Consider the following 26,030-nt stretch of genomic DNA (forward strand, 5'->3'; position numbering starts at 1 on the left):
TTATGGCCAGTAGCTGCCTGTCGCAGACCTCATTGAGGTTTAGCCGTATGAGTCCGGTCAGCACACCGCCCGGCTTCCGGCCCGAGGCTAAGTTGTAGGATCAACTCCCACGCATTAGTGCGGACATTATCCATGGAGTCGGTAAGCTCAATGCAACTGTCCGTGTAAGACGGTGTGCCTTCTGATTGGAGCATTACAGATGCCATTCCAGATTCAGAAACGGCGTATTGGCCTCGGTGCCAGGTGTGTTGGCTGAGTTGTTACCGAACTTGTTCTTCCAGTATTCGTAACCCACCCCGGCAAAGAAGGTATCTTTCTTGCCGAAAGTGAGCTCGCCCACGTCCACAAGTAATGTGGCGTGCACGAGCGTTTCGCTCACGGTGTCGTTCCCGAAGCCGTCCTTGCCCTTGGGCGGGATGAAGTTGGCAAAGCCCTTGAACTTGAGCGGTACTGAGCCGAGCTGGAATGGAATCTCCCAGGCGGTTTCCAGGTAGTACGTGTCGTTGAAGCGAATATCGTGCTCCTGGGCGAACGGCAAGCCATTGTGGTTGCGCTCGGAGCGGTACATCAAACTGAAGTCCCAAAAACCTGTCACGTTGAAATTGATCGTCGGGCCGATGACGAGCATGCGTTTTGCCGGCGCGAAGGCAGTGTTTTTGGTGTTCCAGTCGACGCCACCCGAAAGTGACCAGTCCCGAATGGGTCCCCACTTGAAATCCTGGCCGGATATTTTATTCAGTGAAAGTTGATGGTGATATATCGCATACACCTCGGTAGCGCCGTCGCCGTCGCCGTCGGCTGGATCGTCTTTATCGGAAAACAACACCTGCACGTCGAGGAAGTTGCTGCTGTATTTGTATCCGTCAACGTGAGTGAACTCAACGATGTGCTTGGCGATCGGGCCATCGATGCCCGGCTCAGCGAAGTGGGTGCCATACCAGTAACTGATTGAGTTATCGCTCCAGTCGGCAGCTTGCAATGAAGTGGCCGTGGTCAATAACAGAGTACTGATGGCAAAGGTCTGCCGAACGAGAAACGTGCGGTTCTGCATCCTTCATTTTCTTGAGTAGTCGTCCACTTCAGCTTGAGGGACTTTTTTATAAGTGCCGAGAAACTGTCGCCGTTTGAAACCAGCTCAATCGACCGCTGCCGCTGCCTCCAACTTTTCACACACCAGCAAATCCACGTAATGAATCGGTTTGCTCCGATGCATGAGCATCCCGCCGTTACGCAGATTCAACGCCGCCGTCATTTCCGCCAGAATCGAGAGCGCGACGCTTTCGGGCGCATCGCCGCCAAGGTCCAGGCCCATTGGGTAGTGCAGCTGTAGCAATGCATTCGGGGCAGGATTATGTTGGCGAATGTCGGTCAACAAGCGCTCGGTCCGCTCGCGGGGGCCGAGTTGGCCGATGTAGGCCGGTGCGCCTTGCAGCAATTGGCCGAGCCAGTGTCGGTCCTGGCGGTAGCTGTGAGTCATGACGGCCACCGCGGCCCCCTCGATCAACGGTCCGAGGACGATGGAGGCGTCGAGGTTCGCGACGATGACCGCATCGGCCTGCGGAAAGCGTTCAGGGCGGGCAAAGTGGCTGCGGCTGTCGATCACGCTGACGTGCCAGCCCAGCAGTTTGCTCATGCGCACCAGTGGCTGGGCGTCGTGGCCGGCGCCGAAGATCACCAGGCGCGGGGGCGGAGCCACGTATTCGAAGAACACTTCGACTTCTCCACGGGCGTCGGTGTAGAGCCGCAGAGAGGATTTTTTCTCGGTGAGTGTTTTGCGCAGGTCTTTGCGGATGCTGCTGTCGAGTGCGCGATTGCGCAGCGCGGGGCTTGCGTGCGACAACACCCGATCGCCAACCCGCACTGACGTGTGGCGTGACGTGGCAATGATGGTCGCCATGGCCGCCGGTTGCAGGCTGTCACGCACCTGCCGCAACAGATCGATGGCCAATGACGGGGTTTTCGCGCGCAGGCGTTCGAGCATGACGAAAACCGTGCCGTTGCAGCCGAGGCCGAAGGTCAGGGCGCTTTGCTCGTCGTCTTCGTCCTCGGTGGCTCCGGTGCTGTAGCGGCGCACCACCGGCTCGCCAGAATCGGTCAGCCACCAGGCTTTTTTTGCCAGGTCCTGTTCCAGGCATCCGCCGCTGACGGTGCCGATGGTTCGGCCGTGGAGGGGGATGAGCATGCGTGCGCCCGGACGGCGGTAGGCGGAACCTTCGACCTTGACCACGGTGGCGAGGATGGTTTCTTCGCCTTGCCGGGCGCTGGTTTGAATGGCTTGGAGGAGGTCGTTGAGGCCGGACATGGTGTGTTTCCCGAAGGTTGGTGTGTAACGTGTTGGAGCCGGCTTGCTGATGAGGGGCATTTGCACCTGGCACTGACCTTCAGGCCGTCATCGCTGGCAAACCAGCTCCAACATAGGGGGCGGGCGCGGTTAAATCAGTCGACGACATGCATCAACTGCTGCACCCCCTCCCACGCTTCAGCGCGCATGCGCTCCAGGTCCAGTCCCGGAATCACTCCGTCGTCAACCACCAGCCGCCCCCCGACCATGCTGTACCGCACGGCAATCGGCTCACCCGCGACCACCGGCGCCACCGCGATATCGTGGAAGCCAAAGAACCGTGGATGATCGAGGCCATAGATCACCAGATCCGCCGCCTGGCCTATTTCCAGCGTGCCGACCGAGCCCAGCCCCAACACCTGCGCGCCTCCGGCCGTACCCCAATGGATCACGTCTTCGGCCGTGGTGGCCGACGCACCTTGCTCCGCACGATGGATCAGCCACGCGGTATGCGCTTCACCGACCATGCTCCCGGACTCGTTCGACGCCACGCCATCCACCCCAAGCGATATCGGCACCCCGGCCTCATACATTTGTGGTACCGGCGCGACGCCGCTGCCCAGCCGTGCGTTGCTCACCGGGCAATGAGAAATGCCGGTGCCGGTTTGCGCGAGCATGCGGATTTCCCCCGGCTGCAAATGCACCGCGTGGGCGAACCAGACGTCGGGGCCGAGCCATTCGTGTTCGGCGACGAATTCCACCGGGAGGCAGTTGTATTTCTCGCGACAAAAGTTGACGTAGTTCTGCGTCTCCGAAAGGTGTGTGTGCAAGCGCAATCCGAGGCCGCGAGCGGTGTGCGCAAGCTCGCGCAGCAAGGTGGGCGGCAGCGAGAACGTTGGCGTCGTCGGCGCCACCACCACTCGACGCATCGCATCCGGAGTGTCCTGGTGGTACAGCGATTTGAGCCGTTCGATGTCACCGACCATCTGCTCCAGCGTCTCCGGTTGCAGCGCCGTTTTCGAGAATCCCGGATGAGCGCTGGCGGACTCCAGTGCGCCGCCCCGGCACAGCACAAAACGCATCCCGAACGCGTCAGCCGTGTCGAACAGCAGGTCGCCGGTCTCGGTTGTGCCGTTGGCGTGATAGAGGTAATGGTGATCGGCGCAGGTTGTCACCCCCGACAACAGCAGTTCGGCAATGCCTAATCGCGCGGCGATCTGCGCCAGTTGTGGTGTAAAGCGGTTGAGGCGCGGGTAAGGCACGCTCGCCAGCCAGCCTTGCAAGTCTTGATTCAAACCTTCGGGCACGGCTTTGAGCAGGTTCTGGAACAGGTGATGGTGGGTGTTGATCCAGCCGGGATAGACCACCGAGTTTCGGGCGTCGATCACTCGCTCACCGGGTTGCGCAACCAAGCCCTCGGCCATTTCGGCAATGCGACCGTTGACGATGCGGATATCGACGCTACCGGCCCGTGCACGCGTGCCGCGCAGGCCGGTCATCACCGCCAGCGGATTCTTGATCAGGGTGTTTTGAAGTTGAGTCATGGGCTTCTCCAGTCAGAGGCTGTGGGACGCGGGCTTGGTGGCTGCGCTGTCGGGAACGCTGACGCCGTTGAGCGCCGCGTTGAGCAGCACCGACACCAGGCAGGCAATCACCACGCTGCTGTGCAGGAACGGCTGGGACCACTCAGGCATTTGCTTGAACAGGGCCGGCGCCAGCACCGGCACCAGGGCGGCGGCGATGGTGAACCCGACGATCAACACGTTGAAGCGGTTGCGCTCGTAATCGACTTTGGCCAGGGTCTGAATGCCCGCTGCGGCGACCACACCGAACATGGCAATCCCGGCACCCCCGAGGGCAGCGCTCGGCATCGACGCGATGATCGCCCCGGCCTTTGGCACCAGCGCCACGGAACACATCAACAAACCGCTGATCGCCACTACCCAGCGGCTGCGCACGCCAGTCAGAATCACCAGCCCGACGTTTTCCATGAAGGCAATGAACGGAAACGCTGCGAACATCCCGGCGATGGTGCTTGCCAGTCCGTTAGCCCGCAGGCCGTTGATCACCTGTTTTTCTTCCACCGGTTTGTCGACGATGTCGCCGATGGCCACGAACAGCCCCATGGACTCGACCATCTGCACGATCATCACCACCACCATGGTCGCGATCGGGATCAGGCTGAAGGTCGGCAGGCCGAAGTAGAACGGGTAGGGCACGGTAAGCCAGGGCGATTCCTGCACGCTGTGAAAACTGCCCATGCCCAGACCGTAAGCCAGTCCCGCACCCACCAGCATCCCGACCAGCACCGCCATGTTGCGCATCAGCGGGCTGCCATAGCGGTTGACCAACAGAATGGTCGCGAGCACCACGGCGGCGACGGCCAAGTACGACGGCGCCCCGAAATCGCTGGCATTGCGGCCACCACCGACCCACTCATAGGCAATCGGGAACAGCTGTAAACCGATCACTGTGACAATGCAACCGGTGACCACCGGCGGAAAAAACCGGCGCAATCGGCCCACGAACGGCGCGACGAGCATCGTAAAGATCCCCGCGCCGATCACCGCCCCGCAGACCCCGGCGAACCCCACCTCCGGGTTGGTGCCGATGGCGATGACCGGGCCGACGCTGCTGAACGCCACGCCTTGCAGAATTGGCAGGCGCACGCCGAATTTCCAGAAGCCGACAGTTTGCAACAGAGTGGCGATACCGGAGCAGAACAGCGTGGTGCTGATCAGCACCACGGTGTCGGCCTGGGACATTTTCAGGGCGCTGGCGACAATCAACGGCACGGCGATGGCGCCGATGTATGAGACGGCCATGTGTTGCAGGCCAAGGGTGAGCATTTGGCGGACCGGCAGAATCTGGTCGACCGGGTGGACCGTGGAAGGGGTAGTGGCTGACGACATGGAGAATCACCTCTTGCTGTTTTTATGCTGTAGAGAGGGGCATTCGTTCTGATGCCAGGCCGCGACGGATTGAACACTGCGGTCCACTGTGGGAGCGGGCTTGCTCGCGAAAGCGGTGGATCAGGCAACGATGATGTCGACTGACCCACCGCATTCGCGAGCAAGCCCGCTCCCACAGGTTTTGCACCTGGCCTCAGGCATTTCGTACTGTGTTCCCGGAGCCGCCATCCACCGACTCCGGGCCTTGTTCAGCCTGCCAGGCAGGCGGCAAAGCCTTGGTTCAACGCCGCGCGGTCCAGGTCGCGGCCGATGAACACAATCTTGCTGGAGCGTGGCTCCGTGCCCCATGAGGTGGAGGCACGGAACTCGACGAGACTGTGCACCCCTTGCAGCACGTAGCGCTGATCCTGATCCACGACCGCCAGCACGCCTTTCATGCGGTAAAGGTTGTCGGCCTGCTCGGTGCGCAGCGTGCTTATCCAGCGGTGGAACGCGCCCAGGTTCACCGCGCCGTCCACGGCGATGCCGACTGAAGACACGCTGGGGTCGTGGTCATGATCCAAATCGTGATGATGTTCATCGGCGTGGTGATCGTGCTCCGAGCCGATTTCCATCAGTTTTTGCGTGGACTCGAAAGCACCGATACCAAGGATCTTCGACAGATCGATCTCGGCGTAGCTGGAGGTCACCAGATCTGCGGTGGCATTGAGACCCCGGATCTTGCCGCGCAGCACCTCCACCTCGTCCTCGCTGACCAGGTCGATCTTGTTGATGACGATCCGGTCGGCACAGACGATCTGGTCCACCGCCTGGTTATCGACGCCATCCAGTTGCAGGTCTTCCAGATGCTGGGCGATGTGCTTGGCGTCGACCATGGTCACGATGGCGTCCAGTTCCACTTCATCGGCAATCGGGTCGTTGATAAAAAAGCTCTGCGCCACCGGGTACGGATCGGCCAGACCACTGGTTTCGATCAAAATGTGATCCAGCCGCACCGGGCGTGCCACCAGTTCGCGGACGATGCGCACCAGGTCCTCGCGCACCTCGGCGGTGCAGCACACGCAACCGTTGACCATCTCGTAGATTTCTTCGGTCTCGGAGCTGAGCACCAGGTCGCCGTCGATGCCGACTTCGCCGAATTCGTTTTCGATCACGGCAATCTTGCGGCCGTGGTTCTCCTTGAGGATGTAGTTGAGCAGGGTGGTTTTGCCGGCGCCGAGGAAACCGGTAAGGATGGTCACGGGAATTTTGCGGTTCGGGGCAGGGGCGTTGAATGGGCTGTTCATGCGAGCTCCTTTGTTGTTGCGAAATGGCCGGTGGCCGATGGGCCGGGTTCACCCCAGCGCAGCGCGGTCCCGGCGTCGAGGCCGAACAGGTCGAGGACACGGCCGAGGCTGTGATCGACCATGTGCGAAAGGGTTTGCGGGCGGGCGTAGAAGGCCGGCACCGGTGGGGCGATGATCCCGCCCATTTCGGTGACGGCGGTCATATTGCGCAGGTGGGCGAGTGTCAGCGGGGTTTCCCGGGCCATCAACACCAAGGTCCGGCGTTCTTTCAAGGTGACGTCGGCAGCGCGGCCGATCAGCCCCGAGGAGGTGCCGGTGGCAATCTCCGCCAATGTGCGCATGGAGCACGGCGCGACCACCATGCCCAGGCAGCGAAACGAACCGCTGGCGATCCCGGCGGCCACGTCGTCGGCGCGGTGGTAGTGGCTGGCCAGCGCGGTGACGTCCGCCAGTTTGTAGTCGGTTTCATGGGCCATGGTCAGCAGCGCGGCACGGCTGATGATCAGGTGGCTTTCGATGTTCAACTCGGCGAGCAATTCCAGCAGGCGCACGCCGTAGATGAACCCCGACGCGCCGCTGATGCCGACCACCAGGCGCTGGCGGTTCATGACGGATAACTCTTCAGCAGATTGAGTGCACGCGCGACCACGTCCTGATCCAGTTGCGCCTTGATCCCGTCGAATCCCGAACCGCGCGTGGCATCCAGCCCCATGCGCGAGGTGGTGCCGTTGACCGAGGACGAGGGGTCCAGCGGACTGCCGGGCAAACCGTCGATGACGAACATATCCTGATGCGGCTGAAAGTGCGTGGCCAACGCCCACAGCACTTGGCTGTCGTCGGTGATGTCGATGTCGCTGTCCACCGCGATCACGGTTTTCAAGTATGGGTCCCAGCCGAGCAGGGCGAGCATGATCTGCCGCGCCTCACCGTCGCGGCTTTGATCCAGCGCCACGTAGCAATGAAAGTGCGTGCCGGAGTTGGGGTAGTGCACGGCGGTGACGGCGGGGAAGCGTGCCTTGAGTTTCTCGCTCATCTCCGCTTCCCGGGGCAGCCGCGCCAGGGTCAGGTGTTCGGCGTAACGCCCGCCGACCACGTCCACCAGCCAGGCGTCCTTGCGACGCATCAGGGTGTCGACCCGCAGCACATTATTGGTCGAACGGTCCGAGGAGTAGCCGCTGAACTCGCCGAACGGACCTTCCTCGGCATAGGCCGCCGGGTCGATGGCGCCTTCCAGGACGAACTCGGCATAGGCCGGTACGCCGATGCCATAGCGCGGTGTTTTGACCAGCTCCAACGGTGCGCCGAACAGGCCGCCGGCCACTTCGCGTTCATCGCTGCCGAACGGTAAACGTGCTGCTGCGGCAAGCATAAACAGCGGGTGTGCGCCGACCACCATCGCCACGTGCAATTCTTCGCCGCGTTCGCGGGCGGTTTGCAGCATGCGCCACAGGTGACCGCGCGAATGCAGGCTGGTGGCGAGAGTCTGCCGGGCATGACGCATCGAGCGGTGATAGCTCATGTTGGCGATGCCGGTGACCGGGTCTTCGGCAATGATGATGGCGTTGGTGATGTACGGTCCGCGATCACTGTCGAAGTGCTTGAGCATCGGCAGCAGCGCCAGGTCCACGGCTTCGCCTTCGAAAATCTCATCCAGCACCGGACCGGTTTCCACGTAGCGGGGCGCAATCGGATGATTGGCGCGGGTCTGGAAAGTCTCGTGCAACTGCGCCGGGGGGACGCCGAAGATCCGCGCGATGCGGGTCCGGGAAGCGAACAGATTGGTGGCCACCGGCACGCCGAGCGTGCCGACTTTTTCGCAGATCAGCAGCGGATCGCGACCTTGGGTGGCCAAGGCATCGACCAGGGCGGTGACGTCCTGGTCTGCCGAAAGCGATTGGTGAACGGTCAGCACATCGTCCGGGTATTGCCGGCGATAGGCGTCGATGAAATCGTGGAAGTCCTGGGTGTCGCCGAGCGTAGAGAGGGTCATGGTTTCACCTCGTAAAAAGCAGGCGCGCAGGGCTGAGGGCGACGCTCGATCGACAAGCCGTTGGCCTGCCGGTCGATCGAACGCCGGTTCTTCTGTACGCCTGAAAAGCTTCGGTTGTTACAGGTAAGTCGTGGTCAGACGAATGTCCGCCTCGATCAGGTCCTTGGGTGGCGGTGTCGGTTCGATGCCGCACAACCGGGCGATGTTGTTGCCCAGGTAGTCCTCAAGGTGATCCTCATCGATCCCCAAGCCCTGCGGTGCCGGCGAACACAACACTTCCAGTTCCCGCAGCCACATGCCCGGTTCGTTCGGTGGCGAGTCGGTGCCGAAGACGATCTTGTTGCGCGGCAGCTCCTTGGCGAACTCGACGATCCGCGACTGGAAGCACCAGCCGGATTCGCAGTACACGTTCGGCGTGTCCATGGCCATCCAGAACGCTTCGAACGAGTAGTTGCCGCCGGTCTGGATGCCGAAGTGACCGATGATGAAGTTGACCATCGGGAACTCCCGGATGATCGGGTAGAACATCGTCGGGATGGTGTACGGGCCGTCGCCGGTATGGATCAGCACCACGATGTTGTACTTGGCGCAGACCTTCATTGCCGGACGCAGCCAATCGAGCGCGCGGTCCGGGCGATAGCCGTGCATGTTGGCGTGCAGCTTGAGCATCTTGAAGCCGTATTCCTTGATGTGGAACTCCAGCTCCGCCGCACCGTTTTCCGGTCCCCAGCGCGGGTTGAAGTTGAAGTTGCCAATGAACCGATCCGGGTACTTCATGCACAGCTCGGCGATGTACGACATGTAGTCGCGCACGCCTTCGCGGCCCCGGCGGTTGCCGTCGCGATAACCGGTGTTGCCCGGTGGCGGCTGGATGAAACCCATGTCGATGCGGCGCGGTTTGCCGTTGATCATGTACGGGCCGTCCATCAGCTTGAGCATGCGCTCGCCGGTAAACGGTTCACCGGTGTGGCGCCAGGCCTCATCGACCAGGTTGGTGGGGTGCAGATGGGTATCGATAATCATCGGTTCAGCTCCTGGCCAATTGGGTGGTGACTGGGCGCTTGAGTTGCGCCTCGGCTTCGGACACGGAACGCGGCGGCGGGGTTGGCTCGAGGCCGATCATCCGCGCGGTGTTGTTGCCCAAGTATTCCTCCAGAGTGTCCTCGTCGAGGTTCAGTCCTTGGGGCGGCTCATGGCAGAGCACTTCAAGCAACCGCAGCCACATGCCCGGCTCGTTCGGCGGGGTGTCGGTGCCGAAGAGGATCTTGTGGGTTGGCAGGACCTTGGCGAACTCGACGATCCGCGATTGCAGGCACCAGCCCGATTCGCAGTAGACGTTGGGCAATTCCATCGCCCACTGCATTGGTTCGAACACATAGACGCCGCCGGTCTGCACCCCGAAGTGCGCCATGATGAAATCGACGTTGGGGAATTCCTTGATCATCGGCACCCATTCCGACGGAATGCTGTAAGGCCCGTCGCCGGTGTGCAGCTTGACCGGGATGCCCAGCTCGGCGCATTTCTCGAAGGCCGGACGGACCCAGTCCAGCGCGCGATCCGGGCGATAGGCGTGCATGTTGGCCTGCATCTGGACCATCTTGAAGCCGTGTTCCTTGACGTAGCGCTCGATTGCCTCGACGCCGTTTTCCACACCGCAGCGCGGGTTGTAGACGAAGCAGCCAATGAAGCGATCCGGGTAGGTCTGGACCATCTTCAGCGTGTAAGCCATGTAGGCATCGATGGACTCGCGTCCGGTGAGGTCGCCGTCGGTCCAGGTGTAAATGGTGTTGCCTTGTGGTGGCTGGATGAAGGCTTTGTCGATGCGGCGAGGTTTGCCGTTGACCATGTAGGGGCCATCCATCATCTCCAGCAGACGCTCGCCGGTGAACGGGTCACCGTCATGCCTCCAGGCGAGGTCCACCAGGTCGGTGGGATAGCAACTGATATCGATGATCATTGAAGTCGATCTCCTGATAGCGGGGAAGGGAACCTTGCGGTTCGCAGCAGCCATGTCCCGGGCAATCGGCCATTTCTATGCGCATTGCTGCGCATTCCCTCGCCTGGTCGCACCCGGCTCGGGACGCTGGCTGCTTGGGAAGGAGTATTGGAAGGGGGGATCGGATTCGTACAATATTAATTGGGCGAGGGGTTGATACGTGTTCGATATCGGGCAGGTTTTTGTGGTGGATGTGCGGACCTTTTTCGCGAGCAGGCTCGCCCACAGGGAAACGCATTCCAGATGTGGGAGCGGGCTTGCTCGCGAAGGCGTCAGATCAGTGTTTGCAGAGCCAGCGTCTTGATCACCTCAACCACCGGCGCCACCCGCTCGGCCTGTCCCGGCGGCCACACCGCGTAGAGGTTGTAATGCGCCGCAATCTTCGCGTCGTTCAGTTCCACCAACCGCCCCGAACGCAACGCATCCGCCGCCAGCAACCCGCGCACCAGTCCCGCGCCAACCCCAGCCTCGGCGGCAGCAATCAGGTTCGCCGCATTATCAAAAACCACTCGCGCCCCCGGCTCTGTCGGGGTCATTCCCGCGGCATCCAGCCAGGGAATCCACGACCGGCGCGTGTACCCCAACAAAGGTAATTCCAGCACCTGCGCGGGAGTAATCGGCACCTGCAAACCATGCCTTTCCAGCAACGCAGGCGATGCCACGGCCCGGACGCTATCGCCACAAATCTGCGACATCTCGCAGTCTTCCCAATCGCCATATCCATAGCGCAATGCCAGGTCCACCCGCTCGAACGAACTGCGATCCGACCGCGGCATCGACAGCAATACCACTTCATGGTCTGGCAATAAATCGAGCAATTCCGGTAGCCGTGGATTGAGCCAGCTCTGGGCCAACTCGCTGTCCACATCGATCGTCAACCGTTGCGCGACGCTGCGGTTTTTCACCGAGGACAGGGCCCGATCAATCTGCGCCAACCCATCGGACAGCACGCTGGCGAACAGTTGCCCGGCATCGGTGAGGTTGCTGCCGCCGCCTTCGCGGACGAACAGGGGCTGGCCGATGAAGTCTTCCAGGCTGCGGATCTGCTGGCTGATGGCGCTATGGGTGAGGTCGAGTTTGCGCGCCGCGCTGGAGAAACTGCCGCTGCGGGCCGCCTGGATGAAAGCACTCATGGACTGCACCGACGGGTATCGCTTGTACATGCTGTTAGTCCTACTTACACAGGATGGCAGAAATCGTCGCTGGCCCGATTTCTCAAGGCTCCCAATAATCCGATCACCAGGCCCGCACAAAGACGGGCCGCTCTCTTGGAGCCTGACAATGATCGAATTCACGGTAAACGGCGAACGACACGAGTTGGTAGAGCCATCGCCCTCCATGCCCTTGTTATGGGTGTTGCGAGACCACTTGAAACTCACCGGCACCAAGTTTGGTTGCGGCATGGGCCTGTGCGGTGCCTGTACCGTGCACCTGGACGGTGTCGCGGTACGTTCCTGTCAACTGCCGGTCGCCGCCGTGGCGGGGCACAGCATCACCACCATCGAAGGCTTGTCGCCCACCGAACAGCATCCGCTGCAACTGGCCTGGGTTGCCGAAGATGTCCCGCAATGCGGTTACTGTCAATCCGGTCAGATCATGTCCGCCGCCGCGCTGCTCAACACCGGGGCGGCGGTCACCGATGACTCAATCCGTAACGCCATGTCCGGCAACCTGTGCCGCTGCGGCACTTACGGGCGAATCAACAAAGCCATCAAGCGCGCGGCTGCTGCGCCGAAGGAGGCGTGATGTCTTTTATCGACGACACTCAGGTCGAACTGCCGCGCCGCATTTTTCTCAAGCAAGCCGCCACAGTCGCGTCCGGTCTGGCGATTGCGTTTTATCTGCCCACGGGCTTAGCGGCGACGGATCCAAAAGTGCCTGCACCTGCGGCTGAATTCGAGCCTAACGCCTGGGTTCGCGTGCTGCCCGACGGCACGGTGAAACTGGTGGTGCACAAGCACGATTCCGGCACCGGCACCCAGACTGCATTGGCTGCTTGTGTGGCTGAGGAGCTGGATGTCAACCCGATGACGGTGCAGGTGATCACCCCGGAAAATCCGTTCTTCGAGGTCTACATTCATCCGATCTGGAAAGTCTATTCCACCGGTGGCAGCACCAGCGTGTCGCTGGAATACGATCGCTTGCGGATGGCCGGCGCGACGGCCCGCGCACTGTTGATTGCGGCGGCGGCCAAACAGTGGAAAGTCAGCCCGGACAGTTGCAACACAAAAGAGGGTCGCGTGGTGCATACCGCCAGTCGGCGCAGCCTTGGTTACGGTGAATTGGTGGGTGTCGCCGCGCATTTGCCGGCACCCGCCAAGATCACTCTGAAGGACCCGGCGCAGTTCAAGTACATCGGCAAACTGCGGCACAAGCGCGATGCGGCGGCCAAGGTCTGCGGGCGCTTCAAGTACAGTATCGACGTGGAATTGCCGGAGATGCTGGTGGCGGTGATTCAGCGCACGCCAGTGGTTGGTGCGAAAGTGCTGGCGTTGGACTCCAGCGCTACCCTGCAAGTGCCGGGCGTGCGGAAAGTGATTGCGATTCCTGGCAGACCTGACGTGCTGGGCGGTAATCAGGAGGGGGTTGCCGTGCTGGCCGACAACTACTGGGCCGCCCATCAGGGCCGCGAATTGCTCAAGGTGCAATGGAGCGACTCGCCCCTGGCCGGATTCGACAGCGATAAACTGGCGACGGCCCAAGCGGCGGCCATTGACGACAAGACCACACAACGGGTGTCAGCCATGGCGGCGGGAGATGTAAGCGCTCAATGGCCGAAAGCCGCGAAGCTGCTCGAAGCCGACTATCGCATGCCGTACAAGGTGCAGAACCCGCTGGAGCCGATCTGCATTACAGCCGAGGTGAAGAATGACGCCATTACCTACTGGGGCGGCGTTCAAGTGCCATCCTCGGCGCTGGAAGCTGCGCAAACGGTGTGCAAGATCGCCAAGGACAAGGTCACCATCAACGAGTTGGTGTCCGGTGGCAGCTTCGGGGCGCGGGAGGCCAAGTACTGGTTGTTCGAAGTGGCATACCTGGCGCAGCAGGCCAAGGTGCCAGTCAAGTTGATGAACAGCCGTGAAGACGAAATGCGTGCGCTGTTCATGCACCCGGCGACTCTGCATCGAGTCAAAGGTGCGCTGGATGCTCAGGGTCGGTTGACCGCGTTGCAGCTCAATGCGGTGTCGCCCGCCTCGCCGGAGCAGTGGGAGCCGGGCTATTTCGAACGCCCCGACCACATGGACTACAGCACTACCGAGGCTATCACCGCGTGGGACTTTGCTTATCGTCCTGCGAATCTGGACCTGGTCTGGGTCAGGCACGAAAGCAACGTGCCCAGCGGCTGGTATCGCTCCGTGAGTTTCATTCCCAATGTGTTTGCCGTGGAAAGTTTCATGGATGAACTGGCCCACAGCTCGGGACAGGATTCGTTGGCCTTTCGCCTGGCCAACATGCAAGACCGGCCCCGGCACGTCGCGGTGCTGAAGAACGCCGCCGAACGTGCCGGTTGGGGCCAGCCATTGCCGGAAGGGACAGCCTTGGGGATCGCCACCAATCAGGGTTACACCAGCTTCATCGCGGTGGTCGCCAGACTTTCGAAAAAAGACGGTGTGATCAAGGTCGATAAGCTCACCTGCGTGGTCGATTGCGGCTTGGCGGTGTCGCCGGGCGGTGTCGAAGAGCAGATCTACGGCGGCTTGATGTGGGGCCTCGGCCACGCGCTGTTCGACCGCATGGACATTAAACAGGGCAGGGTGGTGCAGAGTAACTTCCATGATTACCGGGTGCCCCGGATGTCGGACATGCCGGCGATAGATATTCTGGTACTTGACGGCGAGCCGAGCAAACCTGGAGGTGTCGGTGAACTGGGCAGCCCGTCGGTGGTCCCGGCCATCGCCAATGCGCTGTTCAGCTTGACTGGTGTGCGCCAGCGCTCGACGCCACTGACCCTGGGATAGCCGTCATGGACTTGCGATTGCTGCGGTATTTCATGGCCCTTGCCGAGGAGTTGCACTTTGGCCGGGCCGCCACGCGCTTGCACATCTGTCAGCCGCCGCTGAGCCAGCAGATTCGTCTGCTGGAAGAGGAACTGGGTACGCCGCTGTTCGAGCGTAGTCATCACCGGGTCGAGCTGACGGCAGCCGGACAGATGCTCAAGGAACAGGCGCCGCTGGTGTTCGAACAACTGAACCGCGCGCTGGACCTGACGCGTCAGACCGGTCGTGGTCAGTTGGGCGAGCTGGAAATCGGCATGATCAGTTCGGTGATGGTTGGCGTGCTGCCGCGGGCCTTACACCTCTTCCGCGAGCGTTATCCTCAGTTGTCCTGGCGGCTGCATGAAATGACGCCGGCGGCACAGGTCATGGCGTTGAAGGAGAAACGCATCGATGCCTGTGTGTTCCGGGTCGGCTATGACGATCCGCAGTTGCGCAATGAACTGCTGATCTACGAGCCGATTCGCGTGGTCATGCCTGTCGATCATCCTTTGGCTCGATGCGAAAGCCTGGCGCCGGCGGACTTGGCACAGGAGCCTTTTGTGGCGCTGGAACTCAAGCAGTCGCGATTTGCTGATTTTCTCTATCAGTGCTGCATCAAGGCCGGTTTTACCCCACAAATCCGCCAACAGGTGATCGAGGTTCAAACCTTGCTCAGCCTCGTGCAAGCCGGTTTCGGTGTGGCGTTATTGCCAGCGTCCATCGAGCAGCTGGCGCCAGCCGGCCTGGTGTTCCGCCGCCTGACCCCAGCGTTGCCGGAAGTGCCGTTGTACGTCACTTACCGCGCAGACGATGACTCGCCGGTGCTCAAACTGTTTCTCGATACGTTGCGCGAACGAGTTCTCGAAGAACGCCAGCAACCCCTTCTCAATTCCATAACGCGGATTTGATTTATTGTGAATATCGACATTGACGTCAAAAAGACGCTGGAGAAACGCCAAATCAATGCCTGGCCAGCCGGACAAATGTATTCATTTTTTGAAGCGTCGTAGATGAAGGCATCATTGTTAAAACGCCCGTCGGCTTGGCTGCTGAGGTCATTGGCTTGGGCACATAGGCGGTGATATTAGCGTCGTGACAAGCCAGGATTTCCTCGCTTTTGAAGTAACCGCGGTCAGCCACTACCGACAGCATTTCTGACGCCATCGCCTCGCGGGCCTGCTTGGCCATTGGGTGAGCTGATCGCGGTCGGAACGCGCTGAAGTCCTCAGAAATCATAGCAATGGTTCGCGAAGGTGCTTATACACACCTGACGAAGGAATTATCACGTCCAACCACCTCACCCGGATTGAGTACTTCCGCTACCTGCAAGGCCCCAAAGAAGCAAACGTGCTGCGCGTCGTGCTGCCTGACGGGGGTTCCAAATTGAATACGAAAGGCCTGAAGATAAATTCACTTTCCTGTCCTTTCAAGGGAGTCAATTGATGCTGGAGCAGGATGATTTGTGTCCATTCGACACGGCCCCCTCAGTAGGGGTCAGAACAATCCCTCGGGCGTTGAAATATAACCATTCGGAAAAAATGGGTCGAGTGTCGCTCGGGCCGGTAGGCAATACCATTTGAATCCAGCATATTTTAGGGGCCGGGAGCAGGGAGCAGCAGGACGGAACCACTCGAGCAATTCCGCTATCGCAGCATTCATGAATCCCCGCCTGCCTATTTACCTGCGAGCTGTTTGCTTGCTTGTTTAGTTCGCCGGTGAGGAATAGATTCGGTTTTGAGCGTTTTCACACTCAAAATTGAAATGGATATCGCCGTGACTCAATTCCGATTGCTCGTTCAGAACTGCACTCCTGACGCCAGCGACCTCTACTTCGTCGTCCAACAAGCCCGGGCCGCTAAGCCTTGCGAAATGGTGCATCAATCCAGTGCGGTGACCGAATGCGCGTGATGATTCTGGATGATGACCCCTGGATAGCAAACCTTCTGGAACAGCTGGTTTTGAGCATCCGTCCGCTGGCGCAAGTCGATTGCTTTGGCGATGTTGCCAGTGCCTTGTATGCCTGGCAGCAGAGTGCCTACCAGATGGTCATGGCCGACTGGAATCTACCGGATGCCAGCGGTGTAAGCCTGTTGCAAACGATTCGTGCACAGGATCTGAAAATACCGCTGATTATGATCACCGGACGTTCCGATCGAGAAAGTGTCTTGGCAGTCAAGTCTCTCGGGATCAGCGCGTTTTTTACCAAGCCGTTTCAAGTGTCGCGTGTCGTTGATTGCCTCAAAGCGCTCCTTCCTGCCGATACGGCTGTGCAAGTGCCCGCTGTTATTGATGAAAACCTGATCGACTATCTCAGTGGATTATCCACCCATGGGCTGGATCTGCCGTTACTCGCTCAGGTGAAGGAAAAACTCCAGCGTGGATATGGGGGAGAGCAGCTGGATATTCGCGATTTGGTCCAGGATTGGCAGCATGATCCGGCGCTGTGCGCTCATCTGATTGCGGCAGCCAACAGCGCGGCGTATCACGGGGTGGGCCAACCCTGCACCAGTTTGATCGATGCCATTAAACGATTGGGCGGGCTTACCAGTGTGAATCTGGCGTTAAGCCAGGCCCTGCGACAGACCAATACCCAAACCAATGGGGTGCTGATGACCTGCATGCAGTCTTATCTGGATGATGCCGAGGGTCTGGCTGAACAGGTTGTTTTCCTGGCTCGACGATGCAAGCTGGATCCGACGCCACTACAGAGTGCTGCGTTGCTGCACCGGATGGGCGAGCTTTGTGTGCTTTACCAAATCCAGAAGTGGGAGGGCCAGGGGCATAGGGTGGATGAAGAACTGCTCACCCATGCCCTGCGTGATTTCGCCGCCCCCTTTGCCATCAAGTTGAAAGCCGCCTGGGGACTCCCTCAAGCACTGCGTGAGTTGATAGGTGCGATCTATGCGTTGCCTCCCATGCAGATACGCCGCGAACAAGTGGTCATGCGCCTTGGGGCTGCTATGAATAATGGAGAGCCTGAAGCGGACCTCAAAAGACTGCAACGATTGGCGGGCCTGGCCTGAGCGCATTCGGGGACACCAACAGGACATCTCACCGCCGAAAAGCCGGGCGAGGATTTTTTGTTATTAAATACAAGGGATTTGCGAGGGCCAAAGGAATGTGCGACAAGACGTTTATCTATATTTCCGTCCTATTCCCTTGGCTCAAATATGCACATTTTTATCCACGGGGTTCAGGGTTAATGTGATGCATACGAACTAAGTTGCAGACGCTCTCAACAGGGTTCTAATTTTAATATTGAAGGCTTGAAGGTCTTCTGTAATGGGACAATGCGGGTGAGAAAACATAAGTTTTTTGCATTGAGCTGGGGCGTAACCATCACTCTGGTGGTGGGGTTAGGGGTAAGCATTCTGGGTGGCTGGATCCTCGAACGCATCAACGAGCAGCAGGCTCAAGAAGCGATCGCCGCCGCCACCGAGGAAGCCGCGGAGTTGGTTTTAACTCGCCTCGGTCTTTACCAATACGGATTGCGTGGCGCTCGTGGCGCGGTGCTGACAGCGGGTGAGCATGGCATCAGCCGCGAAGTTTTTGACCAATATCACCAAACGCGCGACCTCGCTGCCGAGTTCCCCGGCGCAAGTGCTTTGGGCTTTATCAGGCGAGTACCGGAGCGCGATGAACGCGAGTTTCTCAAATACGCTCGGGCCGATGGCAAAGCCGATTTCTCCATTCGTCAACTCTCACCCCATTCAGGCGAGCGTTACGTTATCCAGTATGTCGCACCGGCTGAGGGAAACCAGGCTGCAATTGGTTTGGACATTGCGTCGGAAACCGCACGGCGAGAGGCTGCCCAATCCTCGATACAAAGCGGTAGGGTACGGATTACCGGGCCCATCACTCTAGTGCAGGACACAGGGAAACCGCAGCAGTCTTTCCTGGTGTTGATGCCCATCTTTCGCGGCGCAGAGACACCGGCGACCGCTGTTGAGCGAGAGGCCGCAGCGTTTGGCTGGAGCTATGTCGTGTTGCGGACAGAGCAGGTACTGAGGGGCCTGCGCATAGAAAATGAGGCGGTGCATCTGCGGCTGAGGGATATCACCGTCCCAGGGCGAGAGAAGCTGTTTTATGAAAGCACGGACGACTCGACTAGCCATGAAACGCTGATGACCCACCAGGTGGAGCGCGAGGTATACGGGAGGCGATGGCAAGTTGAACTCAGCGCGCACCCGTTGTTCATCCAGCGCCTGCATCAGGTTTCACCAAAGGTCGTCCTGTTGATGGGTGGTTTGCTTACTCTACTTCTGGCTACGCTGGCTAGTGTCGTGAGTGTCAGCCGTCAACGCCGGCGGCAGATATTCGCCGAGCAGGCAAGACTGGCTGCCATCGTCGAAAGTTCGGCCGACGGCATTATCGGAAAAACACTCGATGGCATCGTCACCAACTGGAACAAAGGGGCCGAGCACCTTTTTGGCTATACCGCCGAGGAGGCTGTGGGCCAGACACTGGTCAGTCTGGTTGTTCCTGAGGAGCGTGTCGCTGAGGAAGATCATATCCTTGCGCGCATAAGGGCCGGGGAGCGTATCGCCAGCTTTGATACTCAACGCCGTCGCAAAGATAGCCGGCTGATCGATGTCTCCGCCAGCATTTCACCGATTTATGGCGAGGGTGGTCGCGTCATTGGCGCCTCCAAGACGTTAAGGGATATCTCGGCGAAAAAAGCAGCAGAGGCCCGAATTCTCGAACTCAATTCCAACCTGGAGGAACAGGTTGCGCAACGAACTTCCGAGTTGCGGCATCTCAATCTGTTGTTGGGCACTGTGCTGCGCTCGGCCACCGAGGTTTCGATCATTGCGACGGATCTCGATGGCGTTATCCGTGTGTTCAACAAAGGTGCCGAGCATTTGTTGGGTTATGACGCCGATGAGTTGCTGGGTCAGCACACACCTGAATCGATCCATGTACCAGAGGAAGTCGCTGCTCGCGGCGTTGAACTGAGCGAGGAGTACGCTCAGGCCATCGACGGTTTCCGTGTGTTGACCCATAAACCTGAGCTTGAAGGTGCAGAAACCCGGGAGTGGACTTACATACGTAAGGACGGCTCGCGGTTTCCTGTCACGCTGGTGGTCACCTCCATGCGTGATGGCGACGGGAAATTGAGCGGCTACCTGGGCATCGCGGTGGACATCACAGAACGTAAAGCGGCGGAAAGGGAGCTGGCGGCGAGCCTGGAGACGACACAGAAACAACGTAGTGAACTGATGGCGATTCATGATCAGTTGCTGATGGCTGCTGAAGTAGCCGAACTGGGCGTCTGGTCCTGGACGTTGGCGGACAATGCCTTGCAGTGGAATGACCGCATGTTCGAGTTCTACGGTCAGCCACTGACGTTGCGCAATAATGGACTGAGTTATCAGCACTGGTATTCGCGAGTTCACCCCGACGATGCGGTGTCAGCGGCTGAAAAGCTGAGTGCCGCCGTCGAGGGGAGTGGTGTGTACGACACCATTTTCCGTGTCGTCCGCCCGGACGGCCAGATCCGCTTCATACAGGCAGGTGCGCAGGTCGAACGCAGTCCGAGCGGTGCGGCGCTGCGTGTGACGGGTATCAATCGGGACATCACCTCCCAACGCGAGCTGGAGTCACACCTGCTCTACGCCAAGGAACAGGCCGATACCGCGAGTGCGGCCAAGTCTGCCTTCTTGGCCAACATGAGCCATGAAATACGCACGCCGATGAACGCCGTGCTGGGCATGTTGCAGTTAGTGCAGAACACTGACCTGAATGGTCGTCAACTCGACTATGTGACCAAAGCACAGTCTGCTGCGAAATCCCTGCTGGGCTTGCTCAATGACATCCTTGATTACTCCAAGATTGAGGCCGGCAAGCTGCAACTCGACGTGCACCCGTTCGAACTCGAACCGCTCATGCGTGACCTCTCCGTAGTGCTGGCCGGCAACCAAGGTGAGAAAGAAGTCGAGGTCATGTTCGACTTGGACTCCAATCTACCCAACGACCTGATCGGCGATAGCCTGCGGCTGCAACAGGTGCTGATCAACCTGGCGGGTAACGCCCTCAAGTTCACCCTGGAAGGCCAGATCGTGGTCAGCGTCGAGCAACTGATGCGCACGGAAAACTCTGTGAGCTTGCGCATCGCCGTTTCTGATACCGGTATCGGTATCAGCCCGGAGCAACTTCAGCGCATTTTTGAAGGATTCACTCAGGCCGAGGCTTCAACCACCCGCCGCTTTGGCGGCACCGGTCTGGGCTTGGTGATCTGTAAGCGGTTGGTCAGCTTGATGGGCGGTGAACTTCAGGTGGAGAGCCAGCGGGGTATGGGAAGCCGCTTCTGGTTCGATATCACCCTGGATGTAGCGCCCAGTTCGCTGCTGAGATCTGACAGCCCTGGAGTCGATGTGTCCATACGGATACTGGTCGTCGACGACAACGCCATGGCGGGTGAATTGCTGTTGCGAACCGTTCATGCATTAGGGTGGCAGGCCGACCACGTGAGTGGTGGCACGCAAGCTGTGGAATGGGTGAAAAACGCCCAGGCGAGAGGCGAAGCCTACGACGTGGTACTGATGGACTGGCGGATGTCCGATATGGATGGACTGAGCGCTGCGCAATTGATCCATCAGCAGGGCAACGGCGTACCTCCTCCAATGATCATTATGATTACCGCTTACGGCCGTGAAGTGTTGGCCGACGCAAGCGAGATGGGAGACGCTCCCTTCGTGGGGTTTCTCACCAAGCCTGTCACGCCTAAGCAGTTAGCCGACGCTGTTCAGCGAGCACTCAACGGCAAAGGCCTTGCGCAGCCCCTCCCGTCCAAGTCAACTGGCAGGCCGCAGCGTCTGGCTGGGCTGCGGCTATTGGTGGTGGAAGACAACATGCTTAATCGGCAGGTTGCCGATGAGTTACTGACAGGGGAAGGCGCTCAGGTGATGCTGGCTGAAGGTGGGCTGGAAGGTGTGAGCAGGGTGATGGCTGAGAAGGTGCCCTTCGACGCCGTGTTGATGGATATTCAGATGCCGGATATTGATGGCTTGGAGGCGACCCGTCGCATTCGATCGAATCCACGCTTTGCAGCGCTGCCGATTGTGGCGATGACCGCCAATGCCTCCAATACCGACCGTGAGGCCTGTCTTGCTGGGGGGATGAACGAGCATGTCGGCAAGCCTATAGATCTGGAACAACTTGTCGCAACGCTGCTGTTTCAGGTGGGCCGCGAGGATAGCCAGGCATCTCTAGCCTTGAGGGAAGCCAAGATAGGAGAAGGCGTCATCGAGTCTCGTGCATCGATCATTGATCGTTTTGGCAGTGACCTCGAGTTGATCCGCAACGTACTGCGTAACTTTGGCCCGGAGCTAGAAAAACAGCTTGTCCGGTTGCACGATCAGATCCAGCGGCAAGACGCATCGGGGGCCGCTTTCGTGCTCCATTCCATTAAAGGCAGCAGCGGGACCATGGGTGCCAAGGCGGTGTCGCTACTGGCCGGCGACCTGGAGCACACACTAAAACACGGCGATGCAGAGTCTGTAGCGAGCCTCTTTGCTGACGCAACATGGTTTGACGAATTGAGCAGATTACTGCAACAAAGCCTTGAGCAGATGAATGTCGACTTTGGTCAGAGCCCGAGCGCAAAGGTCTGTGTTGACTCCGAATTGATGTCGCTCACGCAATGGCGAGAATCCCTTGAGGAGATTTTGCTATTGCTGGACGCGGGTAACCTTCAAGCCATAGAGCTGGCAGACGCATTGGCGTCAAAAACACCGCCATCCCTGCGCCCACAGTTCGACGAACTGGTTGTCATGGTGCAGTCACTAGACTTTTCCGCTGCGATGCCGATTGGTCGTGAACTGTTGAGATCTGCCTGATGGAACAATCGATGGAAACCTGGTTACCACATCCCCATAACCGCCCAAAACTCCTCATTGTTGACGACCAAACGATTAATATCCGGGTACTCCATGAGTTGTTTCGTGAGGACTGTGATGTGTTCATGGCCACCAGCGGTGAGCAGGCGATCACGGTATGCCAGACCCAATCACCCGATCTGATTCTGTTGGACGTGGTTATGGAGGGCGTGGACGGGCATGAAGTATGCCGTCGACTCAAGGCTGACCCTGCGACCCAGGACATCCCTATCATTTTCATTACCGCACAGCAGCAGGAGTCGGATGAGGTACTAGGTCTGGAACTTGGCGCGGTGGATTTCATCAGCAAACCCATCAACCCAATCATTGTCAGAGCCCGTGTGCGAACACACCTGACTCTGAAACTACAGAACGATCTGCTGCGTTCCATGGCATTAATGGATGGCCTTACTGGAGTGGCTAATCGACGCAAATTCAATGAGGACATATTGGCGGATTGGCGCCAGTGCTTTCGAGAGCAAAAGCCGCTGTCGCTCATCATGGTGGATGTTGACTTTTTCAAACGCTACAACGACCAATATGGGCACCAGGCTGGGGATGGCTGCTTGAAATCTGTTGCCCAAGCATTGTCTGAAACGGTTAGACGCCCCTACGACCTGGTCGCTCGGTATGGTGGCGAAGAGTTTGCCTGCATCCTACCCAATACAGATCTTTGCGGAGCGGTCCAACTGGCAGAAAAAATGCAAGAGCATATTCGGGCGCTGGGTATCGAGCATTCTGCATCTGATGTAGCTCGTGTGGTAACTCTTTCTCTAGGCGTCGCCACATTGACGCCCACTGACGACCATGAATTTCACACGTTGATAGAGGCTGCGGACAAGCAACTCTATGAAGCGAAGAAAGCTGGTAGGGCCCGGGTATGTTCATCTGCAATGTCGTCCAGTTAAGGATTTTTCCCTTTGCTGACCGCATTTTCAGCTCGGTGTACTGATCGTTGAGAGTGTTGGTGCGGTAGTGCCTACATGGGGGCTGTCGACTAACCTTCACCAGTCTTGACAGCGCGAAAAAGGTTTGAGCTGACTTGTCTCTGACGGTGCCGCAGAGTTCACCTTGAGAATCCTGGTCAAGCGCACGCGCTACCTCACGGAAGCTTTTCCCAAAACCTCACCACTCTCGCGTAAAGCGTATCCGTCCGGCCAAGTCACCTTCCAAGCCCCGCAAAGCCAAGACATGGTGTGCACTTAAATTTAAGTGGGCACCATAGTAGAAGGCGTCATTGGACATGAAGAAGGTGCCCGGAATACTCGCCACCGCAGTGATCGGAGCCATGTATGGGCCCCAGGTCTCTGGCAGCATTGGCAGGAAGCTTGCTGGCATCGCATTGGCCATGCCCGTTCCGGACAGGATGCCTGCCAGGATGCCGGCCGCGAGGAAGATCGCGATCTGATTCAAGGCCGTCGGCGCGTGGGCAGAAATTCGGCGACGTTGATCATGCATGTGCAGTTAGTTGATCGGAGAATGCGACCATGAACAAAATGGAGAGTGGCAACACCTCTGTTACCAGACCAGCCATCAAGCCCACCGTCAGACAGGGGTTTAACCAGAACAGCTTTGGACGGCGCAGTTCGGCACTTTCATCTGACATGGATGGCAGACCTTCGTCGTCAGCCTCATCGTCAAACACGGTGGCGGCAGCGCCCACCGATAAGCGCAGCGTGCCCAAGCGTTGACGCTCAAGAATACCGATGAAGTAAGCCAGCGCCATAACCCCCAGGAAGCCCACCACCATGACCGGAATCAGCGGGACAAACAGTTCGGAGGTATCAACCTGCAAGGACGCTGCGGCACGGGCCAGTGGACCGCCTCACGGCAACAGATTGGTCACGCTCGCCGCAAGTATCACCACACAGGTGAGTGATAACGGCGAGTCGCAGGCGCTTGAACAACGGCAGCATCGCGGTGACGGTAATCATGTAGGTCATTGAACGTCACCATCCAGGAATACTAGACCTGCCAGCAGCGCGGCAAAAACCACGGCCTTCATCGGGTCGCCGTTGATCAGCTTGATGAATTTGCGAATGATCGGATCGAACAGACCGGTATCGAACATCTACGGCGCAAGGCGCGAGCACGCCAGTGGTGCGTTTTATGAACTGGCGCTGGCTGGGACCGAGCCTTGGATTCGGCGGCGGTCAGCAGAATCCACCCTAACCCTTGTTGCTGCCGACAGAGCCATTTGTCACCGCAATGCGCGCCTTAGGGTTTGGCACCCCCAACGCCAGCCTAAGCATGTCGTTGTTTTGCTCGGCGCGCATCACTCTTCGTTTTGGATAGGGACGGTTAGCTCCTGTCGATACTTTGTCTCTGGACAGTATCGTAATCGAAAGGTTTAGTTCCATAGAAAGAATGGATTTCTGTTGCCCAAGACTTGTCGGCCATATTAGGCCAACTGTCCTTGTCAAAGCCTGGTGCATTTTCCAAGCGCTCTTTCTCTATATTGAGTACGAAGCGCTTATTGAGTGTATCGAGTGACAATGCATTCCAAGGTACCGCAAACAGTTTTTCTCCCATGCCAAGAAAGCCACCAAAGGATAGAACGGCATAACTCACTCTACCGCTGCGAACATCCAGCATGATTTCCTTAATATCTCCCAAGTCCTCTTCATTATGGTTATAAACATCATTTCCAATGAGCGTGTCTGCACCCATCAGGTCGGGCCCAGGCCCCTGTTCCTCGGAGCCGGAATCTCGTAGGAGGTTGGTTTTGTACATGCCATAGGTATCGCGATCTTCATAGTTCATTGCTATCTCCTATCAACAATCAACAATCAATCAGAAAATGTATATGCAGCCTTTATGGCTGTATTATTGAGAGTCACCCGCTTTTGAAAAGTTTGAATTTTTTTTCGAGTGACGACGAATGGTAAGTTGGAAATAAAAATAATATTTAATCAGCTTTTAATTAGGATGCTTTGTGTTGTTTTATATATTGGCATTCACCTGCATTGCTTATCGTATAGACCTGAATAAAGCGATTTCCTGTTGTGGCAACTATGTCTCCAGCTTGCATATAACCTCATAAATATGACGATTAAGTTTTGCCCGCAACTGTAACCAAGCTCGGTCAGCGAAGCGAACTAATTGAGTGATAGTCCATATAGGGAACTCCAGTAAAGTCCGGAGCAGGACATCAAAGCGGCAGGCGAATGTCCGCTTCTGGTCGATTGTGTTGAAAAAGTCGGTCCATCCAGACTGCCTGCATACTGACCGCAGAAAACGCCTTTTTTGCGCGTTGCTACGCGAAATCTGAGCGCGGAATCCTCTGCTCAAATTAAAGATTTTCAATCTCAAACGCGTACTTTTCTGCCGTAGAAACCATGGCCGACTTTTTCAACAGAATCGGCCGATTGCTGCCTGTCGTGACGGGCAGTAACCCAAAGCAGTCAGTCATGAAGGGCAGAAAACGGCCGTTTTTGTTGATTCGACTGAGACATGGAACGGTTCTTTTCTGGTCAACGTCTGAGTCCAGGTGCCGTTGCGTGGTCTTCGTGTTGACGCTCACGCATTCGCCAAACACGGTCACGTCATATACCTTTTCGCGTCCGACAGTGGCCTGCTGGTGCATGAGCCGGATCGTGCCTTCGGTGGCATATACAGTGGCCCCTGGGAACCGCTCGAGGATCTGTTCAGTGCCGAACCAGTGATCGCCATGTCCGTGGGTCACGTAGATGTATTTCAAGTGCTTACCGG

At 58.4% G+C, this 26,030-nt stretch carries 21 protein-coding genes and 2 pseudogenes; 7 read left to right on the plus strand and 16 right to left on the minus strand.

The window, feature by feature from the left end:
- Positions 1-193 precede the first annotated feature (193 nt).
- The 10 genes from E3W21_RS03555 to E3W21_RS03605 all read right to left on the minus strand — a co-directional run bounded on the left by E3W21_RS03555 (position 194) and on the right by E3W21_RS03605 (position 11,628).
- Complete coding sequence (locus tag E3W21_RS03555) at positions 194-1,051, minus strand: hypothetical protein (protein ID WP_178084126.1); 858 nt, start codon at positions 1,049-1,051, stop codon at positions 194-196.
- Between the two features lie 84 nt (positions 1,052-1,135).
- Complete coding sequence (locus tag E3W21_RS03560; RefSeq protein ID WP_134418491.1) at positions 1,136-2,302, minus strand: XdhC family protein; 1,167 nt, start codon at positions 2,300-2,302, stop codon at positions 1,136-1,138.
- A 134-nt stretch (positions 2,303-2,436) separates the two neighbouring features.
- On the minus strand, positions 2,437-3,825 hold the full coding sequence (locus tag E3W21_RS03565; RefSeq protein WP_134418492.1) for an amidohydrolase family protein: 1,389 nt from the start codon (positions 3,823-3,825) through the stop codon (positions 2,437-2,439).
- Positions 3,826-3,837: 12 nt separating this feature from the next.
- Positions 3,838-5,193 (minus strand): nucleobase:cation symporter-2 family protein, encoded by a 1,356-nt coding sequence (locus E3W21_RS03570; protein ID WP_129443725.1) that lies wholly within the window; start codon positions 5,191-5,193, stop codon positions 3,838-3,840.
- A gap of 248 nt (positions 5,194-5,441) precedes the next feature.
- Positions 5,442-6,479: a GTP-binding protein gene (locus tag E3W21_RS03580; protein ID WP_129443726.1), complete on the minus strand. Its 1,038-nt coding sequence runs from the start codon at positions 6,477-6,479 to the stop codon at positions 5,442-5,444.
- Positions 6,476-7,087 carry a UbiX family flavin prenyltransferase gene (locus E3W21_RS03585; RefSeq protein WP_134418493.1) on the minus strand — a complete coding sequence of 204 codons (612 nt, stop codon included), beginning with the start codon at positions 7,085-7,087 and terminating at the stop codon, positions 6,476-6,478. The genes E3W21_RS03580 and E3W21_RS03585 overlap by 4 nt, the downstream gene beginning before the upstream one ends.
- Complete coding sequence (locus E3W21_RS03590) at positions 7,084-8,469, minus strand: UbiD family decarboxylase (RefSeq protein WP_134418494.1); 1,386 nt, start codon at positions 8,467-8,469, stop codon at positions 7,084-7,086. The genes E3W21_RS03585 and E3W21_RS03590 overlap by 4 nt, the downstream gene beginning before the upstream one ends.
- Before the next feature lie 117 nt (positions 8,470-8,586).
- Positions 8,587-9,492, minus strand: a complete 906-nt coding sequence (locus E3W21_RS03595) for an amidohydrolase family protein (RefSeq protein WP_134418495.1) — start codon at positions 9,490-9,492, stop codon at positions 8,587-8,589.
- A gap of 4 nt (positions 9,493-9,496) precedes the next feature.
- Positions 9,497-10,426 (minus strand): amidohydrolase family protein, encoded by a 930-nt coding sequence (locus tag E3W21_RS03600; protein WP_090183042.1) that lies wholly within the window; start codon positions 10,424-10,426, stop codon positions 9,497-9,499.
- 311 nt (positions 10,427-10,737) lie between these two features.
- Positions 10,738-11,628 (minus strand): LysR substrate-binding domain-containing protein, encoded by an 891-nt coding sequence (locus E3W21_RS03605; RefSeq protein ID WP_129443730.1) that lies wholly within the window; start codon positions 11,626-11,628, stop codon positions 10,738-10,740.
- A gap of 118 nt (positions 11,629-11,746) precedes the next feature.
- On the opposite strand from E3W21_RS03605, the gene E3W21_RS03610 reads away from it, so the two are divergent.
- Genes E3W21_RS03610 through E3W21_RS03620 form a run of 3 tightly spaced genes read left to right on the plus strand, consistent with a single transcriptional unit; the run spans position 11,747 to position 15,350 of the window.
- Positions 11,747-12,211: a (2Fe-2S)-binding protein gene (locus E3W21_RS03610; protein WP_129443731.1), complete on the plus strand. Its 465-nt coding sequence runs from the start codon at positions 11,747-11,749 to the stop codon at positions 12,209-12,211.
- Positions 12,211-14,424, plus strand: coding sequence for a xanthine dehydrogenase family protein molybdopterin-binding subunit (locus E3W21_RS03615; RefSeq protein WP_134418496.1), 2,214 nt, complete (start codon positions 12,211-12,213; stop codon positions 14,422-14,424). The genes E3W21_RS03610 and E3W21_RS03615 overlap by 1 nt, the downstream gene beginning before the upstream one ends.
- A gap of 5 nt (positions 14,425-14,429) precedes the next feature.
- Positions 14,430-15,350 carry a LysR substrate-binding domain-containing protein gene (locus tag E3W21_RS03620; RefSeq protein ID WP_134418497.1) on the plus strand — a complete coding sequence of 307 codons (921 nt, stop codon included), beginning with the start codon at positions 14,430-14,432 and terminating at the stop codon, positions 15,348-15,350.
- A gap of 32 nt (positions 15,351-15,382) precedes the next feature.
- On the opposite strand, the pseudogene E3W21_RS03625 reads toward E3W21_RS03620, so the two are convergent.
- Positions 15,383-15,665 (minus strand): annotated as a pseudogene (locus E3W21_RS03625) (IS5/IS1182 family transposase); the annotation flags it as partial.
- A 159-nt stretch (positions 15,666-15,824) separates the two neighbouring features.
- Here E3W21_RS03625 and E3W21_RS31585 point away from each other — a divergent pair.
- From E3W21_RS31585 to E3W21_RS03645, 4 genes and pseudogenes are all read left to right on the plus strand, one after another.
- A pseudogene (locus tag E3W21_RS31585) lies at positions 15,825-15,899 on the plus strand (VOC family protein); the annotation flags it as partial.
- Positions 15,900-16,340: 441 nt separating this feature from the next.
- The gene (locus tag E3W21_RS03635) at positions 16,341-17,465 is read left to right on the plus strand and encodes an HDOD domain-containing protein (RefSeq protein ID WP_134418498.1); all 1,125 of its coding nucleotides are present in this window, start codon (positions 16,341-16,343) and stop codon (positions 17,463-17,465) included.
- A 267-nt stretch (positions 17,466-17,732) separates the two neighbouring features.
- Entirely contained in the window at positions 17,733-22,280 is a 4,548-nt protein-coding gene (locus E3W21_RS03640; RefSeq protein WP_134418499.1) for a PAS domain S-box protein, read from the plus strand.
- Complete coding sequence (locus E3W21_RS03645; RefSeq protein WP_129443736.1) at positions 22,280-23,227, plus strand: diguanylate cyclase; 948 nt, start codon at positions 22,280-22,282, stop codon at positions 23,225-23,227. Before E3W21_RS03640 ends, E3W21_RS03645 begins: the two co-directional genes overlap by 1 nt.
- Before the next feature lie 217 nt (positions 23,228-23,444).
- Here E3W21_RS03645 and E3W21_RS31590 read toward each other — a convergent pair whose 3' ends face one another.
- The 5 genes from E3W21_RS31590 to E3W21_RS31400 form a co-directional block, all read right to left on the minus strand.
- Positions 23,445-23,777 (minus strand): SLC13 family permease, encoded by a 333-nt coding sequence (locus tag E3W21_RS31590; protein WP_256661491.1) that lies wholly within the window; start codon positions 23,775-23,777, stop codon positions 23,445-23,447.
- Positions 23,770-24,114, minus strand: coding sequence for a hypothetical protein (locus tag E3W21_RS31595; RefSeq protein ID WP_256661492.1), 345 nt, complete (start codon positions 24,112-24,114; stop codon positions 23,770-23,772). Before E3W21_RS31595 ends, E3W21_RS31590 begins: the two co-directional genes overlap by 8 nt.
- A 144-nt stretch (positions 24,115-24,258) precedes the next feature.
- Entirely contained in the window at positions 24,259-24,390 is a 132-nt protein-coding gene (locus E3W21_RS31600; protein ID WP_256657596.1) for a hypothetical protein, read from the minus strand.
- A gap of 230 nt (positions 24,391-24,620) precedes the next feature.
- A complete protein-coding gene (locus E3W21_RS03660; RefSeq protein WP_134418501.1) occupies positions 24,621-25,082 on the minus strand; it encodes a PRC-barrel domain-containing protein in 462 nt (153 codons plus the stop codon).
- A 529-nt stretch (positions 25,083-25,611) separates the two neighbouring features.
- Positions 25,612-26,030: MBL fold metallo-hydrolase (locus tag E3W21_RS31400; RefSeq protein WP_371927036.1), on the minus strand; the 419-nt coding region annotated here is incomplete at its 5' end.

Origin of the sequence: Pseudomonas sp. F01002, assembly GCF_004402115.1 — a bacterium.
GTDB classification, from domain to species: domain Bacteria; phylum Pseudomonadota; class Gammaproteobacteria; order Pseudomonadales; family Pseudomonadaceae; genus Aquipseudomonas; species Aquipseudomonas frigoris.